The organism is Fodinicurvata halophila (genome assembly GCF_042651425.1).
GTDB classification, from domain to species: Bacteria; Pseudomonadota; Alphaproteobacteria; order Kiloniellales; family DSM-21159; genus Fodinicurvata; species Fodinicurvata halophila.
In genome coordinates, this window is record NZ_JBHSCW010000006.1 from 146,740 (window position 1) to 163,353 (window position 16,614).

Below are 16,614 nucleotides of genomic sequence, written 5' to 3' on the forward strand. Positions count from 1 at the left end.
CGATCAGGGTTCACGTCCGGGAGATTACTCTTCCCAGTAGACGCCCGTCAGGTCGTTGGCCTGGGTCGGCTGATCCTCCCACAGGCCCATCAGGTCCGCCTTGGCCACGCCCAGCTTGGGCAGCTGGAAGAGGAAGGCGTTGACGTAGTCGTCCGCCAGCTTGCGCTGTGCCTCTTTCAGGAGCTCCACGCGCTTGCCCGCCTCGCTGGTGGCATCCAGCTCCTTCATGATGGCATTGAACTCCTCGGAGCTGTAGTTGAAGTAGTAGTCATCCCGGGCATAGATGCCGATATCCATCGGCTCCGTATGGGCCACGACCGTCAGGTCGTAGTCGGTGTCCTCGAACACGCTCTGCAGCCACTGCGCCCATTCGATGGTGATGATCTCGGTTTCGATCCCGACATCGCGCAGATACGAGGCCAGGATCTCGCCGCCACGCCGTGCATAGGACGGCGGGGGAAGCTTGAGGGTGGTCTCGAATCCGTCCTCGTAACCGGCCTCGGCCAGCAGCTCGCGGGAGCGTTCCGGATCATAGGCCGACTGATCGGTCAGGTCGACATAGGCCGGATTCTGCGGCGCGAAGTGCGTGCCGATGGGTGTGCCGTAGCCGAAATAGGCCCCTTCGATCAGCCCCTGGCGATCGATCGCATGGGCCACGGCCTGGCGCACACGGATGTCGTCGAAGGGCTCACGCGCATTGTTCATGGCCATGATGATCTCGCCCTCGGTCGAGCCCTCGATCACCTTGAACTGCGGATCCGCCTCGAACTGGGCCAGGTTCTCGGGCGCCGGGAAACTCGGGAAGGCATCCAGGTCTCCCGCCATCATGGCCGAGAAGGCCGCCGTGGGGTCCGAGATGAACTTGAAGGTGGCCTGCTCCAGCGCCACCGGTTCGCCCCAGTAATCGGGATAGCGACTCAGCACCACGCTGTCGCCCTGACGCCACTCCTCGAACTGGAAGGGGCCGGTGCCGACCGGATTGGTCGCGTTGTCGGCCGCGCTTTCCTCGGCGACGATCACTGCGTCGCCCCAGGCCATGTTGGTGAGAAAGGCCCCGTCACGGCTTGACAGCGTCACCTCAACGGTCTGCGGATCGATGACCTCGACCGTTTCGATATCCTCGAACAGGACCTTCTGCGCATTGGTGGAGTCTTCCGCCCGGGCCCGATCCAGCGAGAACTTCACGTCCTCGGCCGTCATCTCGGTGCCGTCGTGGAAGCTCACGTCCTCACGCAGCTGAAAGGTGTAGGTCAGGCCGTCGTCCGAGATCTCCCAGGATTTGGCAAGGGCCGGCTGGATCGAGCCGTCCTCGGCGAAGCGGGTCAGCCCCTCGAAGACATTGGCGTAGACCACCTCGTCGATGGCTGCGGCAGCCCCCGCGGTGGGATCCAGGTTGGGCGGCTCAAGCGCCATTCCCAGGGTGATCGTGTCCTTCTGGGCCAGCGCCGGCCCGCCGAAGGCGACGGCCGCTCCCAGCACGGCCGCCGAAAGAATCCTGCCCGTCATTGTCATCTCATAACACTCCCTATTTACCGGCCTCGCACGGCCGTTGTTGTTTCCCAGCCTTACGCTTCGACCTTCAGCAGGCTGCACAGCGAAAGCGCCATGACCTTGGCCGCATCAAGCATGTCCTCGATGCCGACATATTCGTCCGGCTTGTGCGCCAGGTCGAGGATGCCGGGTCCGTAGGCGATACAGTCCTTCAGACGCCCGATCCGATCAATATGCTTCTGGTCATAGGTGCCGGGCGAGACCACGTATTCCGGCGCCCGGCTGAAGACCTGCTCGATGGCCCTGGAGACCGACTGAACCACGGGCGCCTCGCGATCCGTCATGGTCGGGCTGACCTGCCAAAGCTCCTTCAAGTCGTACCGGAAACTGTCCCGGCTGGACTTCACCCGCTCCAGCAACTCGACGATCTCGCCACGCACGTCCTCGGGCTTCTCCTCGATCAGGTAGCGGCGATCGATGATCATGCGCGCGGAATCCGGCACGCAGGCCGAGGGAAAGCCGGTGAAGTCCGCGTCCGGCTCCTTCTGCCCGCCGTGGAAGGAGTTGATGTTCATGGTGGACTGGCGCGCCCCTTCGGGAACAACCGGCATCTCGGTATGCCGGCCGGCCAGCGCCGGGAACAGGCTCTTCTCCATCTCGCTGAGGACGGCCCCCATGTGGCGCACGGCGCAGTCCCCCAGGAACGGCATGGAGCCATGGGCGATCTGGCCGTGGGTCTCGATCTCCGCCCACCAGACGCCGCGGTGGCCCAGGCAGACCCGGTCCTTGTTGAGCGGCTCGGGTATGATCACGTGCTGCACCCGCTTGGGGTCGAAGTAGCCCTGTTCGGCCAGGTAGGCAACGCCGCCGTAGCCGCCGGTTTCCTCGTCGGCCGTGCCGGATATCTCGACGGCGCCCTCGAAGTCTGGGTAGACCTCCAGGAAGGTTTCCGCCGCGATGATCGAGGCCGCCAGGCCGCCTTTCATGTCGCAGCTGCCACGGCCATAGATCTTGCCGTCCTTCACCTCGCCGCCGAAGGGATCGAAGGTCCAGTCCTTGCCGATCTCCACCACGTCGATGTGCGAGTTGAAGTGCACGCAAGCACCACTGCCCTTCCCCTCGCGGCGCGCGATCACGTTCCAGCGCGGGTACTTGTCGCTGTCACCCGGCGTGCCTTCGGCCCGGATGAATTCCACTTCGAAGCCGCTGCGTTTCAGGCGCTCGGCCAGGAACTCGCAGATTTCCAGGTAACAGTCGCCCGGCGGATTGAGCGTGGGAATGCGGATCAGGGCCTGCGTCAGTTCGATCAGGTCGTCGCGTCGCGCCTCGATTTCCCGTCCGAGCCTGTCCGCCTTTGCGATACCTTGATCCATAATTTCATTCTCTCCCTGTTGAACGCAGCAGTCTTGCAGTATTCGACAGCGCAACGCAGTATCGCAATCTGGTGAAATTACGGCCCGTAAAAATACGGTAATGACGGCCCTGGCAGCAATGAGCGATCCCACAAGCGACTCCCTGGACGCCCTCGACCGGCTTGCCTTCGACTTTGCCCCTGTCGGCATCGTCCTGACCGAGGAGCGCGTGATCCGGACCTGCAACAGGACCTTTGCCGAACTTTTCGGCTACCCGCGCGAGGAGCTTCTCAACCGCTCTTTCCGCATGCTCTATGCCAGCCATGCCGAGTTCGAGGCGATCCGTGACGTCGGCTTCGACGCGCTGCGCGAGAGCGGCCGCTACACCGACGAGCGCGTTATGCCGCGACGCGACGGGTCCTATTTCTGGTGCCGCGTGCATGTCCACACCTTCCATCCCGAGGACCCCATGAAGCGGGTGATCCTGACCTTCGCCGACCTGTCGCAGGTCCGTCCCGCCATCTCCCTGACCGCGCGTGAACGCCAGGTGGTGCAGCATCTGGCCCGCGGCCTGACCAGCAAGGAAATCGGCCGGCAACTCGCCATCTCGCCGCGTACGGTCGAGGATTATCGTGCCCGCCTGCTCGCCAAGTTCGATGTGCGCAACGTCGCTGGCCTGCTGGCCCGCCTGGGGGGTATCTCGACCTGACCCAGGCTCAGCTGTCGAAGAGCAGCTTGAGACGGGTATATCCCTGCTGATGGGAGAGTGCCACCTTCTCGGCGAAATGGCGCATCAGCCTGAATTCCAGTTCACTGGTATCCGGCGCCTCTTCCGTCTCCTCCTCACTGTGAACCGGCGCCTGTTCGGGGGCGTCCTCGAACGACACGGTGGCGAGAATGCGGAACTCGTCGTAGTGAAGGTGGACGCGGACCGGACTGTCGGATACGCCGCGTCCAAGAGCCAGTTCCACCGCCTCCGTCAAGCCGCTTATCACGCGCTCCATGACATCCCGGCGCGCGCCCCAGAGAGCCCCCTTCTCGCGGCAGAAGTCGACCAGTGCGGGAAGCAGTTCCTTGTTGAGAGGCCGATCCAGGCTGGCGCTCTGCCTCACGCCGATCCGAAAGAGCGCGTTGAGGGCCAGGGCCGTGACCAGGGCCACGACCAGGGCGGACCCGGTGATCGATTTCAGCCATAGCGGCACATGATCATAGAATGGCGGAAAAACGTCGTGACTGATGCCGAAGACAATCGCAATGCCGATGGTCAGGATGCGGCGCGCATCCAGCAAGCGGGCCACGATGATGCTGAGCCCGTTGGCCAGGATGAAGGCCGAGGAGAAGATCAGGATGGCCCCGGTCAGGGGCTCGGGCATGCCGATGGTCAGCATGACCACGAAAGGCGAGAAGGCCAGCGCAATGAACAGGCCGCCGATGGCAAAGCCCACCCTGCGCTGGATGATGCCGGTGGCCTGGGAAAGGCCGATGGAACTCGAGAAGGTGTTCATGCCCACCGTGCCAAGTGCCCCGGCCAGCAGGGTTCCGAGACCGTCCGCGCGTACGCCGCGCTCGATGCTTCCCATCTCGGGACGGACCCAGTCGGCCTCGGCGATCTTCTGGCAGGTCGTGATGTCGCCCGTTGCCCGCAGCGCGCAGGCCAGGGCGCCGGCCGCGAACGGAATGGCCAAGGTCCAGTCGAAGGCGGGCAGAAGCAGCGGCAGGTGCGGCAGCGCCAGGAGGTGCTGCGGTTGGGCTGCCTGGAAATCGCTCAGGTCGACCTGGCCGAGGCCCCAGGCCAGCGGATAGGCCAATGCAACGCAGATCAGCACCGAGAAGATCCGCAGCCTGCCCTTGCCCCAGACATTGAGTCCGACCACGAGGGCCAGCGCGAAGAGGCCGACTTCCAGGGCGCCCGGTTCCAGGTCCCCCGCCTGGAACTCGCCGTGGCTGTCCAGGCCCAGCAAAAGGCGAAAGCCGATCAGCCCCAGGATCAGGCCGATCATCACCACGGCCAGGCCCGCGATCTCCACTGGCAGATAGGCGCGCAGGCGCCGGAGAAGAAAGGAAAAGGCGATCTCGCAAGCGCCTGCGAACATGGTCATGCCGAACACCAGCGCCAGGCCGCCGTTCTGCGCCGCCGCCAGCGAAGCCGGCAGGTAGGCGGCCGTGAAGACGGCCGGGCAGAGGAACCCGCTGCCCAAGGCGCGCCGGCGCAGGCAGAGAACGATGCTCCCGATGCCCAGCGCCAGCAGGGACGCCGTGATCATGGCCTCCTGCAGGACAGCACCGGCATCCGCGGCGCGCAGCACCAGCAGCGGAAAGACAAGGCCGATCGGGGCGATGATCGCGAGATGCTGCAGACCGCTGAGCAGCAGTGTGGTGTGCGAGAGAGGCTGCTCCTGGGGCAGTGCTTGCGTATCGGGAACGGAGCTGCGGGTCACGGCGGCAGGCAACCTTACTGGACTACAGGCAGCGGCCTAAATGGCCGGGGCAAGGATCGCGGTCCTCTGAGGACGAGGACCTGGGCACGGATGTCTTGCGTGCAGGGCAAGCACCATCTTCCCGGAGGCCCTGCATGCACGAGCGGGAAAGAGTAGCATCCTGGGTGCGATATTGAACCCCGGATGGCACTCCCGCGCACCCGTCATCAGTCGCCGCCAACCCGAGCGACGGCCGGCGGGCCATTGGCACCGAATTCATAGCAGGCCAGGATGATACCCAGGCGCCGACCCGGCTCCAGCGCGAAAGGGACGCTGAGCCGGCTGTAGGTCACATGATCGCGCCGGCCTGCCTCCATCCAGCCGTGGACCAGCTGCGGCACCGGTGTTTCATAAAGCAGGCGCGCGCTCTTGAGCCCCGCCCGCGTCCGCTCGGGCGAGGAAATCGCACTGAAGCGTCGACCGCGGACCCCCTGTCCGAAATACCGTTCGAATTCCGCCCCGGCGAGCCGGAAGAACAGATCCTTGCCCTCATCCAGCACTTCATAGACCACCAGCCGCGTGATGCTCGTCCAGATGCGCAGCGGATCGAAGTCCGCCCAAAGGGGCAGGTTCCCGCTTTTGCCCTCAGGCAGCAGTTCCTGCCAATAGGACAGCAGGGTCTGCTGGCGCTGGGTCAGCAATCCGGTGGGTTCGTCGGCTTCGCCCTCGCTCTGGGACGGGCCCGACCAGACCACGCGCTGGCTGTGGGAGGAGGAAGACTCGCTCTCAAGACTGTCCATGCAACGCTCGCCGAAGTTGGAAACGCAAGACTTGTCTCGTATTTTATATATCAATACTGAAAAAGCCCTTAATGAAATTTTCCTCTTTCCATGATCGGCCTTTCGCTGCGCTTTCCTCTCACCAAGAGCCTCTTGCGTCTGGCTTCATGGACAGGCCTTGGCTTTACATTCTGCGCGGCGCTGCTTTACTGTCCGCTCAAAATGCCCAAATAAATTAGTCACGTGGAAGGAAGATCGTCATGGAAATGCAGAACCTGGATAAACTCGTTCAGTTCCGACACGACATTCACCAGCATCCGGAGCTGGGGTTCTGCGAGCATGAGACCTCACGCAAGGTCCAGGGCTACCTGGACGACTTGGGCATCGACTATGTCTCGGGCATCGGCAAGACCGGCGTCGTGGCCTGGATCAAGGGCACAAGCGAGGGCAGCGATCGTACGGTCGGCCTGCGTGCCGACATGGATGCCCTGCCGCTGGAGGAGACCAGCGGCGTCGACTATTCCTCGAAGAACAAGGGCTGCATGCATGCCTGCGGCCATGACGGCCACACCACCATGTTGCTGGGAGCCGTCGAGCATTTCCATGCAAACCGCGATTTCGCCGGCACGATCTATTTCGTTTTCCAGCCGGCCGAGGAGGGCGTCGGTGGTGGCAAGGCCATGGTCGACGACGGCCTGTTCGAGCGTTTTCCCATGGACGAGATCTATGGCCTGCACAACTGGCCAGGCTTGCCGGTGGGCACGTTCGGCCTGATCCCCGGCCCGCTGATGGCCAGCGGTGATCGCATCGATGTCACGATCCACGGCAAGGGCGGCCACGGCGGGCTGAATCCGCATGGCTGCATCGATCCCGTGCGCATCGCCGCGGACTTCATCAACCGTGCGCACACCATCATCTCGCGCGAGGTCGATCCGCTGAACCCGGCGGTGCTCAGTATCTGCGCCATTGAGAGCGGCGACATCAGCGGCTTCGCCGTCATTCCCGACACCGCACGCATGAGCGGCACGTTGCGCAGCCTCGACAAGGACACCCGCAACGTCATGGTTGCGGCCCTGGAACGCCTGGCCAAGAGCCTGGAGGCCTATTACGGCTGTACAATCGAACTGCAGATAGAGGACAAGTTCGATGTCACCTTCAATGAAGCGGGTGCAACGGAGTCCGCGACGAAGGTGATCCGCGAGACCTTCGGAGGAGACGCCCTGGCCGAGGGCCACAAGCCCAGCATGGGTGGCGAGGATTTTTCCTACATGCTGGCCGCCTGCCCCGGTGCCTACGTGCATGTGGGGGCCGGCGACGACGAGCATACCCACGGCCTGCACAATCCCGGCTATGACTTCAACGACAAGATCATTCCCTATGGCGTGCAGTTGTTGACGGGTCTGGCCCTGGAATCGCTCGGCAAACAGAACAGGAACACCTGAAGCTCCGCTCTGAAGGCTCCGGAGATATATCCATTCCATCCGAAAGGAAGGAGGGAGGAGGATGTCCGGTGACAACGAGCAGAAAATCGCCAAACCCTATATCATATTCACGATCATACTCTTTCTGTCCCTGATCTTTCCGGTCTACGGCATCGCCAACAGCGTCATGCCGCTGGTTCTGGGACTGCCCTTCGGGCTCTTCTGGATCGCGCTGGTCGAGGTCATCGCGTTCCTTGGCCTCTGCGTCTTCTACCTGATCGAGCACAGGCAGGAGGACGGGACCCATGAGTAACTGGATCTTCGCCCTTGTCACCATGCTGGTCTACCTGGGGGTTGCCTTTCTCATAGGCATCCTGGCCGGGCGTCGGCATTCCTTCTGGTCGGTCTCCGAATTCGCGGTCGCCGACCGCGGCCTGGGTCTGATCGTCGTCTGGTTCATGATGGGCGGCACCATCTTCAGTGCCTTCTCGTTCCTCGGCGGACCGGGCATGGCCTTCTCCCAGGGGGCGGCGGCCTTCTTCGTGCCCGCCTACGTCACCCTGGGCATGCTGCCCTGGTATCTGCTGGGCCCCAAGGTGGGCCGCATCGGTGCGCGCAAGAACTTCTTCACCATGGGGGATTTCCTGGGCGACCGCTATCAATCCAAGGCCCTCACCGTCATCGTGGGCGTGATCGCCGTGCTGGCCTTCATCCAGTACCTGACACTGCAGATCAAGGGCATGGCCTTCATCTTCAATATCCTGACCGAGGGCTTTATCCCCTATTGGCTGGGCGCCTTGCTCGCCTACGGCATCGTGCTCGCCTATGTGGCCACTTCCGGCGTGCGTGGCGCTGCCTGGAGTGACGTGCTCCAGGGGGCAATGATGCTGATCGTGGCCTGGGCCATCGGGTTCTATCTCGTCTATGCCCTGCATGGCGGCCCGGGTGAGATGTTCACGGAGATCAACAGGGAGAATCCCGATCTCCTGACCATCGGGCACGAGGGCTCCTCGATGTCGGCCATGGCCTATTCCACCGTGATCCTGATCTCGGCGCTGGGCTTCCTCATGTGGCCGCACCTTTTCACCAAGTCCTACTCGACGACGGAAAAGCGCATCAAGCTGACCACCCTGGCCTTCCCGATTTTCGGGATCTTCATGGTACCGGTGCTGTTCATCGGCTTTTCCGGCATCGGCGTGGTCGATCCGGAGGCGCTGGACAGCTCGGACGAACTGCTGCCCTACATGATCACCAACGAGTTGGGGGCAAGCGGCCTGCTCTACGGCCTGATCGGCGCGGGTGCGCTGGCCGCGGCCATGTCGTCGTCCGACGCCATCACCCATGGCGGTGCGGTGTCGCTGGGACGCGACGTCATCTATCCGCTGAAGACGGACCTCTCCGATCGCGCCCAGATCTGGATCATGCGCATCGGCGTGGTCGTCATCGGGCTGGCGGCCTACCTGCTGTCGATATTCGGCTCGGAGGGCATTATCGCGCTGCTGGTCGGGGCCTACGGCTCCATCTCCCAGTTCGTGCCGGCCGTCTACGGCGCCCTCATCTGGCGGCGAGCCACCAAGGCCGGGGCCATTGCCGGCCTGATCGTCGGCATTGCCGTCAACTACTACTACCAGATGATCGCCGATTCCACGCCGCTGGACATGAACGAGGGCTTCATCGGCCTGATCTGCAACATCGTGGTCTTCGTGGCGGTCAGCCTGCTGACCCGCCCCGTGCCCGCGGAACTGGCCGAGGAGTACCGGAAGGCCTGACCTGTCCATGACCGGCCGAGCTGGCGTGGCCCCATCAATGGGGCCACGCCAGTATCTTCCTGGCAGCGCCCGCGCCCGCAGTGGGCCGCAGGTCAGCGATCGAAAGCGTAGCAGCAGAGAATATAGCGTGCCGGTCCGCCGTCCTCTTCGGCGAACGGCATGGCAAGGCGACGGTACCCCACATAGCCGCGATCCAGGGTTGCCAGCGACCCGGCACTCAGGATGGGTCGCCCATCCCGGTACATCTCTTCCACTATGGCCAGCGTCGGCGGCACCTGGGCCGGATTTCCGATCTCGCTGAACCGCTGTCCGCGCAGACCGGAGCCGGCGCGCATCTCGAAGTCCTCACCGACGAGGCGAAAGATGACGTCCTCGCCCTGTCCGACGATCTCGAAGAGCACGATTCTGGCAACTGCAGACCAGACCTCCAGGGGATCGAATCGGTTCCGCGCCGGCAGGCCCTCCGCCGGCAGCATCCGATACCAGTACGTCAGGGTCATCCACTGGTCGGCGCTCATTTCCCGCGCCACCGCGTCCGTCAGGTCCTCGACCTGACGGGAGCCTTTCCAGACCATCTGGTTGTTCTGGATCGAGGGGGTGTAGACCATGGATCACCTGCATGCCCGAGCGAGGACCATGCCGCAAACCCCGTGCGTCCGCGGCATGGTGCAACGCAGAGTAATCCATCAGTCTGCAAACGACAAGAAACCGCCAGCGATACACGTGGCACTTGTGGCCCGTGTTATTCGGCGGCCTCCTGGTAGGCGCTGAGCGGCGGGCAGGTGCAAACCAGGTTGCGGTCGCCGGCCACGTTGTCGATGCGACCCACCGGCGGCCAGTACTTGGCCTCGCGCAGGCTGTTCAGCGGATAGGCCGCCTCATCCCGGCTGTAGGCGTGGTTCCAGTCGTCCGCGAGCACGGCCTCGGCGGTATGCGGGGCGTTGCGCAAGGGATTGTCTTCCTTGTCCGCTTCGCCCTTCTCGATGGCCGCGATCTCCTTGCGGATGGTGATCATGGCCTGGCAGAAGCGGTCAAGTTCGGCCCGGGACTCCGATTCCGTCGGCTCGGCCATCAGTGTCCCGGCCACCGGCCAGGACATGGTGGGTGCGTGGTAGCCGAAGTCCATCAGGCGCTTGGCGATGTCGTCCACGGAGATCCCGGCCGTCTCCTTGAAATCGCGGGTATCCAGGATGCACTCGTGCGCAACCAGGCCGTTGCGCCCCTTGTAGAGCACGTCGTAGTGCCCCTCCAACCGCTTGGCCATGTAGTTGGCGTTCAGGATCGCCACCTGGCTGGCCTTCTTCAGGCCTTCCGGCCCCATCAGGGCCAGGTAGGCCCAGGTGATCGGCAGGATGCCGGCCGACCCCCAGGGCGCGGCCGCCACGGGCCCGACACCGCTTTCCGGTCCGCATTCCTTGACCACCGGATGGTTGGGCAGGAAGGGCGCCAGATGATCGCGCACCCCGATGGGGCCAACACCCGGCCCGCCCCCGCCGTGGGGGATGCAGAAGGTCTTGTGCAGGTTCAGGTGGGCCACGTCGGGACCGAACTGCCCCGGCTGGCAGAGGCCGACCATGGCGTTCAGGTTGGCCCCGTCCATGTAGACCTGGCCGCCGTTCTCGTGAACGATCTCGCAGATACGGCGAATCTCTTCCTCGAACACGCCGTGGGTCGAGGGATAGGTGACCATCAGCGCGGCCAGGCTGTCGGCCTTGTCGCCGGCCTTCTTCTCCAGGTCGGCCAGGTCGATGTTGCCTTCCTCGTCGCAGCCGACGACCACCACGTCCATGCCGGCCATGATGGCGCTGGCCGGGTTGGTGCCGTGAGCCGAACTGGGAATCAGGCAGACGGTGCGCTGATCGTCGCCGCGGCTGTCGTGATAGGCGCGGATGGCCAAGAGGCCGGCGTACTCGCCCTGGCTGCCGGCATTGGGCTGCAGCGAGATGGCGTCGAAGCCGGTGATGCGGGCCAGCCAGTCCTCCAGGTCGCCGATCAGCTCCATGTAGCCCGGTGCCTGGTCGGTGGGCGCGAAGGGATGCATGGCGGCGAAACCGGGCAAGGTGATGGCCATCATCTCGGCCGCTGCATTGAGCTTCATGGTGCAGGAGCCGAGCGGAATCATCGAGCGGTCGAGCGCAACGTCCTTCTCGCGCAGGCGACGCAGGTAGCGCAGCATCTCGGTCTCCGAGTGATAGCTGTTGAAGACCGGATGGGTCAGATAGTCGCTCTTGCGCTGCAGGCTCTTGGGTATGCCGCTGGCCGCTTCCTCATCGAGTTTCAGCAACTCGAGGCCATGATCCTCCTTGCCGGCAAAGACCGCCAGGACCGTCCGAAGAGTCTCACGCGTCGTCGTCTCGTCCAGCGCAAGGCCCACATGGGCCTCGTCCACCTGGCGCAGGTTGATCCCCGCTTCGCGGGCGCGCTTCAGGACCTCGGGGCCGGCCTTGACCGTCAGGGTGTCGAACCAGCTGTCATTCACCACCTCGTAGCCGAGCTTGCCCAGGCCCTGGGCCAGGATGCCGGTAAAGCGGTGCACGCGATCGGCGATGCGCTTCAGCCCCTGCGGCCCGTGCCACACGGCATAGAAGCCGGCGATCACGGCCAGCAGCACCTGCGCGGTACAGATGTTGCTGGTCGCCTTCTCGCGCCGGATATGCTGTTCGCGCGTCTGCAGCGCCAGGCGGAAGGCCGGGTCGCCGTTGCTGTCGGTGGACACGCCGACGATGCGGCCCGGCACCGAGCGCTTGTAGGAATCGCGCGTGGCGAAGAAGGCCGCATGCGGACCGCCATAGGCCATGGGCACGCCGAAGCGCTGGGCGCTGCCGACCACCAGGTCGGCGCCCCACTCGCCCGGCGGCGTCAGCTTCAGCAGGCTCAGCAGGTCGCTGGCCACGGTGACCTGGGCCCCGCCCTCGTGGCAACGCTCCGCCAGCTTGGCATGATCGTCGATGCTGCCGTAGGTGTTCGGATACTGCAGGATGACCCCGAAGTACTGCGCGGCATCGAAATCGCTGGCCGGATCGCCGAAATCCAGCTCGATGCCCAGCGGCTTCGCCCGGGTTTCCAGCACGGCCAGCGTCTGCGGATGCATGTCCTCGGCGACGAAGCAGCGCGCAGACTTGTTCTTGCCCACACGCCGCATCAGCGTCATGGCCTCGGCCACAGCCGTCGCCTCGTCCAGCATGGAGGCATTGGCCAGGTCCAGGCCCGTCAGGTCGATGACCATCTGCTGGAAATTGATCAGCGCTTCCAGGCGGCCCTGGGCAATCTCGGCCTGATAGGGGGTATAGGCGGTGTACCAGCCCGGATTTTCCAGCAGGTTGCGCTGGATGACCGGTGGCAGGATGCAGTCGTGATAGCCCAGGCCGATCAGGGAGGTGAGCGGCTGGTTGCGCCCGGCCAGTTCGCGCAGCTTGGCCAGCACCTGGGCTTCGCTGCGTGCCTCCGGCAGGTCCGGCAGGTCGGAACGGATCTTTCCGGGGACCGTCTTCTCGACCAGTTCGTCGAGCGACGACAGCCCGAGTGTCTTCAGCATGGCAATGCTTTCGGCTTCGTCCGGACCGATGTGCCGATTTGCGAAGTCGTCTGCGGCTTCCAGCTCGCTCAGAGTCGGGCGCGTGTCTGTCATTCCAGTTCTCCTGTGGCCTGCCTGTTCCGCCTGGCAATCGGCGGAGCAGGCGCTAGCCATTCTTCAATAGGGATCGCGGCCCCGGCCTTTTCGCCTTTTGGTTTGCCGTGGGCCGATCCGAGGGGCGCTCAGCCGGATGGGGACAGTCCCAAACGGCTCAGTCGAGCCCTTCGATAAACTTCTTGTAGGCTTCTGCATCCATCAGCTTGTCCAGCTCGGAACTGTCGGAAAGCGTCAGCTTGAAGAACCAGCCTTCATTCTCCGGATCCTCGTTGACCTTGCTGGGCTCTTCCTCGACGGCTCCGTTCACCTCGGTCACCTCGCCGGACACTGCGGCATAGACCTCGCTGGCCGCCTTCACGGATTCGACCACGGCAGCCTCGTCACCCTGGGACAGGGTCTTGCCGACCTCCGGCAGTTCCACGAAGACCACGTCGCCCAGCTGTTCCTGGGCGTAGTTCGTGATTCCGATGGTGGCCTTGTCGCCGTCGACGGCGATCCATTCATGTTCGTCGCTGTAATACGTCTTGCTCATTGTAACGTCTCCCCGGGAGTTCCCCTGTTGTTGAAATCAGCCCCGATAGTAGCGGTGTTCGACGAAGGGCATCTTCGCCACCGTCATCGGGCGTTCGCGGCCCCGGACCAGGGCCTTCACCTTCGTGCCGGGCTCGGACAGCTCACGCGGCAGATACCCCATGGCCACCGGCGCCTCCGCCGAGGGGCCATAGCTGCCACTGGTCACCTTGCCGATCACCTCGCCGGCGTCGTTCACCAGCTCTGCGCCCTCGCGCACCGGTGCCCGTCCCTCGCCGATCAGGCCCACACGGCGCTGCGGCGTCTTTTCGGCAATCTGTTTCAGGATGATGCTGTCACCCGGAAAGCCACCGGCTTCGCGCCTGCTCTTGGCCACGGCCCAGGTGAGTGCCGCTTCGATCGGCGTCGTCGTTTCGTCGATATCGTGTCCGTAGAGGCACAGCCCGGCTTCCAGGCGCAGCGAGTCGCGTGCGCCCAGCCCGATCGGCTTCACACGCGCGTCGGCCAGCAGCTTGCGGGCAAAGGCATCGGCCTGCGCGCCCGGCACGGAAATCTCGTAGCCGTCCTCGCCGGTGTAGCCCGAGCGGCTGATGCGGCAGGGCACGCCGGCGATGTCCAGATCGCGCATGGTCATGAAGCGCATCTCGGCCACGTCCGGCGCCAAGGCCGAGAGCACGTTGGCCGCTTCGGGGCCCTGCAGGGCCAGCAGCGCCTTGTCGTCCTCCTCGATGACCTCGCAACCGGCCGGCAATCGCGCCTTCAGGTGGGCGATGTCTGATTGCTTGCAGGCGGCATTCAGCACCATGAAGACATGATCCTCGAAGGGCGTGACCATCAGGTCATCCAGGATGCCGCCCTTGTCGTTCAGCAGGAAGCTGTAGTGCATGCGCCCCGCCTCGCTGTTGACGAGGTCGGCTGGCAGCAGCGTCTCCACGGCCTGGCGGACGTCCTTGCCCTTCACCCGGACCTGGCCCATGTGCGAGACGTCGAAAAGGCCCGCCGCGCTGCGGCAGTGCAGGTGTTCGCTCATGATGCCGTCGGGATATTGCACCGGCATGTCATAACCGGCGAAGGGCACCATGCGGCCCCCCAGTTCGACGTGCAGGGCGTGGAGCGGAGTTGTGGCGAGGGTGTCCTTGTTATCCGTCACTTCAGATCCTTCATGACAGTGAGCCCGGCCGCCTTTCGACGACATTGCCCCCTCTGTCCTCGGACCTGAGAGATTGGCCGGCGCGAAATCTCAGCGCACGGCTTTCCCCATCGGTGTGAAACGTGATCGGGAACCCTGTCCGATCCCGTTCCAGCTTTCCAGAGGTGCCTGTTCCGTACGGTCCTGGATACCTGAGAGTTTCCGGGGCGGTTGCTCCTTCGGCGCCGGGGCATCGTAATGTCCCGATCTCTCCCATACGAAACGTATCGGCATCTGCCCTTAGGTTAGCGCCAAGACCGGCGGTGTCAATCTTCGGCTTCGCTGCACCGCCACACAGGCCGGCTTTGAACAAGGGGGAGCAGTGAAGCCACACCCTTGGACCGGGTTCAGGCCAGGCCCCGCAGCGCCTGCTGGCGATGCGCATCGCCGATGTCGCTGGAGATGGCGAAGCTGTCGGGATCGGCCGCCTGCCACCACAGGGCATAGGGCGTCTCTGCCGGCGCATCGATCAACTGGTTCCTAGCCACGAAGGGATAGATCGCATCCGCCGTGCGCGCGGCCGTCGGGCTGATCCGATGGAACATGTGGTGCGGCTCCAGGTCGTGAATCCGCGTCAGGCCGGCCGAGCTGGCGACCTGGACCGCGGCCGCCACTGTCTTCTCGTGAAAGCGCGCCACCTGCTGGGCCTTGTCCTCCACGACGAGGCCGCGCTGGCGCCCCGGGTCCTGGGTCGCCACGCCAGTGGGGCAGGTGTCGGTATGGCAGCGCATCGACTGGATGCAGCCCACCGAGAACATGAAGGCGCGCGCGGCGTTGGTCCAGTCGGCGCCCAGGGCGATGGCCTGGGTGATGCCCGAGCCGGAATGGACCTTGCCACTGGCTCCCAGCCTGACGCGATCCTTCAACCCGGCGCCGATCAGGGCGTTGCGCACGATCACAAGCCCGTCGTTGAGCGGCAGGCCCACATGGTTGCTGAGCTCGATCGGCGCCGCGCCGGTGCCGCCCTCGGCTCCGTCCACCACGATGAAATCGAGATGGATGCCCGAGGCCAGCATCGCCTTGACCACGGCGAAGACCTCGTGTGGATGGCCGACACAGAGCTTCACTCCCAGGGGCTTGCCGCCCGACAGCTCGCGCAGGCGGGCCGCGAACTCGAGCATCTCGCGCGGCGTCGAGAAGGCCGAGTGCCCCGCCGGGGACACGCAGTCCACGCCGGTGGGCACCTTGCGGGTATCGGCGATTTCCTGGGTGACCTTGGCGCCGGGGAGAACGCCGCCATGCCCGGGCTTGGCCCCCTGGCTGAGCTTGATCTCGATCATCCGGACCTGATCCGAACTGGCAGCCTCCTGAAACAGGCCGGGATCGAACTGTCCCTGGTCGTCACGACAGCCGAAATACCCCGAACCAACCTCCCAGATCAGGTCGCCGCCGCCTTTCCGGTGATAGGGGCTGATTCCCCCCTCGCCCGTATCATGGGCGAAGTTACCCAGCCGGGCCCCGGTATTGAGCGCCTCGATGGCGCGCGCCGACAGCGCTCCGAAGCTCATGGCCGAAATGTTCAGGATCGAGCTGTTGTAGGGGCTCTTGCACTCCGGTCCGCCGATCTCGATGCGCGGATCCCGTGTCTCGGGTTCCGCCGGCGCGATGGAGTGGGTCACCCAGCGGTATTCGCTGGAATAGACATCCAGTTCCGTCCCAAAGGGGTGGTTGTCCACCTGATCGCGGGCACGCTGATAGACCAGTTTGCGCTGCTCGCGGTTGAAGGGACGTCCCTCCCGGTTTCCCTCGACGATGTAGGAACGCAGGTAGGGCCTGAGCGCCTGGAAGCAATAGCGCGCCCAGCCGGCGGCGGGGTAGTTGCGCAGGATGGCATAGCCCCTCTGCCGCACATCGTGGGCCGCCAAGGCCAGAACGGCCAGGCAGGGCACGAGACCCCACAGCCAGGCCCCCTCGACAAACAGCCCGAGCCCGAGGAACAGCAGCCCCAGCACAAAGGCCACGATTGGCACGATGCCGCGTCGATAGCCCGAGAGGCCCCGGAAGGCGGCCAGGAGATTTTCGGAGTCCGTCATG

13 protein-coding genes and 2 riboswitches are annotated in these 16,614 nt (G+C 64.5%); of the genes, 4 read left to right on the forward strand and 9 right to left on the reverse strand.

Features of this window, described 5'->3' with window-relative positions; all coding sequences use genetic code 11:
• Positions 1-24 precede the first annotated feature (24 nt).
• Entirely contained in the window at positions 25-1,506 is a 1,482-nt protein-coding gene (locus ACFOW6_RS11725; protein ID WP_382422555.1) for an ABC transporter substrate-binding protein, read from the reverse strand.
• Positions 1,507-1,565: 59 nt separating this feature from the next.
• Positions 1,566-2,864, reverse strand: coding sequence for an acetylornithine deacetylase/succinyl-diaminopimelate desuccinylase family protein (locus ACFOW6_RS11730; protein WP_382422556.1), 1,299 nt, complete (start codon positions 2,862-2,864; stop codon positions 1,566-1,568).
• A gap of 118 nt (positions 2,865-2,982) precedes the next feature.
• On the opposite strand from ACFOW6_RS11730, the gene ACFOW6_RS11735 reads away from it, so the two are divergent.
• On the forward strand, positions 2,983-3,552 hold the full coding sequence (locus ACFOW6_RS11735) for a LuxR C-terminal-related transcriptional regulator (protein WP_382422557.1): 570 nt from the start codon (positions 2,983-2,985) through the stop codon (positions 3,550-3,552).
• Positions 3,553-3,559: 7 nt separating this feature from the next.
• Here ACFOW6_RS11735 and ACFOW6_RS11740 read toward each other — a convergent pair whose 3' ends face one another.
• Positions 3,560-5,281: a uracil-xanthine permease family protein gene (locus ACFOW6_RS11740; protein WP_382422558.1), complete on the reverse strand. Its 1,722-nt coding sequence runs from the start codon at positions 5,279-5,281 to the stop codon at positions 3,560-3,562.
• A gap of 206 nt (positions 5,282-5,487) precedes the next feature.
• Positions 5,488-6,060, reverse strand: a complete 573-nt coding sequence (locus tag ACFOW6_RS11745) for a PAS domain-containing protein (RefSeq protein ID WP_382422559.1) — start codon at positions 6,058-6,060, stop codon at positions 5,488-5,490.
• A gap of 239 nt (positions 6,061-6,299) precedes the next feature.
• Here ACFOW6_RS11745 and ACFOW6_RS11750 point away from each other — a divergent pair, with 239 nt between their 5' ends.
• From ACFOW6_RS11750 to ACFOW6_RS11760, 3 genes are all read left to right on the forward strand, one after another.
• Positions 6,300-7,481 (forward strand): M20 aminoacylase family protein, encoded by a 1,182-nt coding sequence (locus ACFOW6_RS11750; RefSeq protein ID WP_382422560.1) that lies wholly within the window; start codon positions 6,300-6,302, stop codon positions 7,479-7,481.
• Positions 7,482-7,542: 61 nt separating this feature from the next.
• Positions 7,543-7,773 (forward strand): hypothetical protein, encoded by a 231-nt coding sequence (locus ACFOW6_RS11755; RefSeq protein WP_382422561.1) that lies wholly within the window; start codon positions 7,543-7,545, stop codon positions 7,771-7,773.
• Positions 7,766-9,229: a sodium:solute symporter family protein gene (locus tag ACFOW6_RS11760; RefSeq protein WP_382422562.1), complete on the forward strand. Its 1,464-nt coding sequence runs from the start codon at positions 7,766-7,768 to the stop codon at positions 9,227-9,229. Before ACFOW6_RS11755 ends, ACFOW6_RS11760 begins: the two co-directional genes overlap by 8 nt.
• A gap of 92 nt (positions 9,230-9,321) precedes the next feature.
• On the opposite strand, the gene ACFOW6_RS11765 is transcribed toward ACFOW6_RS11760, so the two are convergent.
• From ACFOW6_RS11765 to ACFOW6_RS11785, 5 genes are all read right to left on the reverse strand, one after another.
• A complete protein-coding gene (locus ACFOW6_RS11765; protein ID WP_382422563.1) occupies positions 9,322-9,837 on the reverse strand; it encodes a PAS domain-containing protein in 516 nt (171 codons plus the stop codon).
• A gap of 134 nt (positions 9,838-9,971) precedes the next feature.
• Positions 9,972-12,857, reverse strand: coding sequence for an aminomethyl-transferring glycine dehydrogenase (gene gcvP / locus ACFOW6_RS11770; protein WP_382422564.1), 2,886 nt, complete (start codon positions 12,855-12,857; stop codon positions 9,972-9,974).
• A 157-nt stretch (positions 12,858-13,014) separates the two neighbouring features.
• Entirely contained in the window at positions 13,015-13,392 is a 378-nt protein-coding gene (gene gcvH / locus ACFOW6_RS11775) for a glycine cleavage system protein GcvH (RefSeq protein WP_382422565.1), read from the reverse strand.
• A 36-nt stretch (positions 13,393-13,428) separates the two neighbouring features.
• Complete coding sequence (gene gcvT, locus ACFOW6_RS11780) at positions 13,429-14,541, reverse strand: glycine cleavage system aminomethyltransferase GcvT (protein WP_382422566.1); 1,113 nt, start codon at positions 14,539-14,541, stop codon at positions 13,429-13,431.
• A gap of 44 nt (positions 14,542-14,585) precedes the next feature.
• A riboswitch (glycine riboswitch) is annotated at positions 14,586-14,708 on the reverse strand.
• A 1-nt stretch (position 14,709) separates the two neighbouring features.
• Positions 14,710-14,806: riboswitch (glycine riboswitch) on the reverse strand.
• 121 nt (positions 14,807-14,927) lie between these two features.
• Positions 14,928-16,613 carry an FMN-binding glutamate synthase family protein gene (locus ACFOW6_RS11785; RefSeq protein WP_382422567.1) on the reverse strand — a complete coding sequence of 562 codons (1,686 nt, stop codon included), beginning with the start codon at positions 16,611-16,613 and terminating at the stop codon, positions 14,928-14,930.
• Position 16,614: the final 1 nt, after the last annotated feature.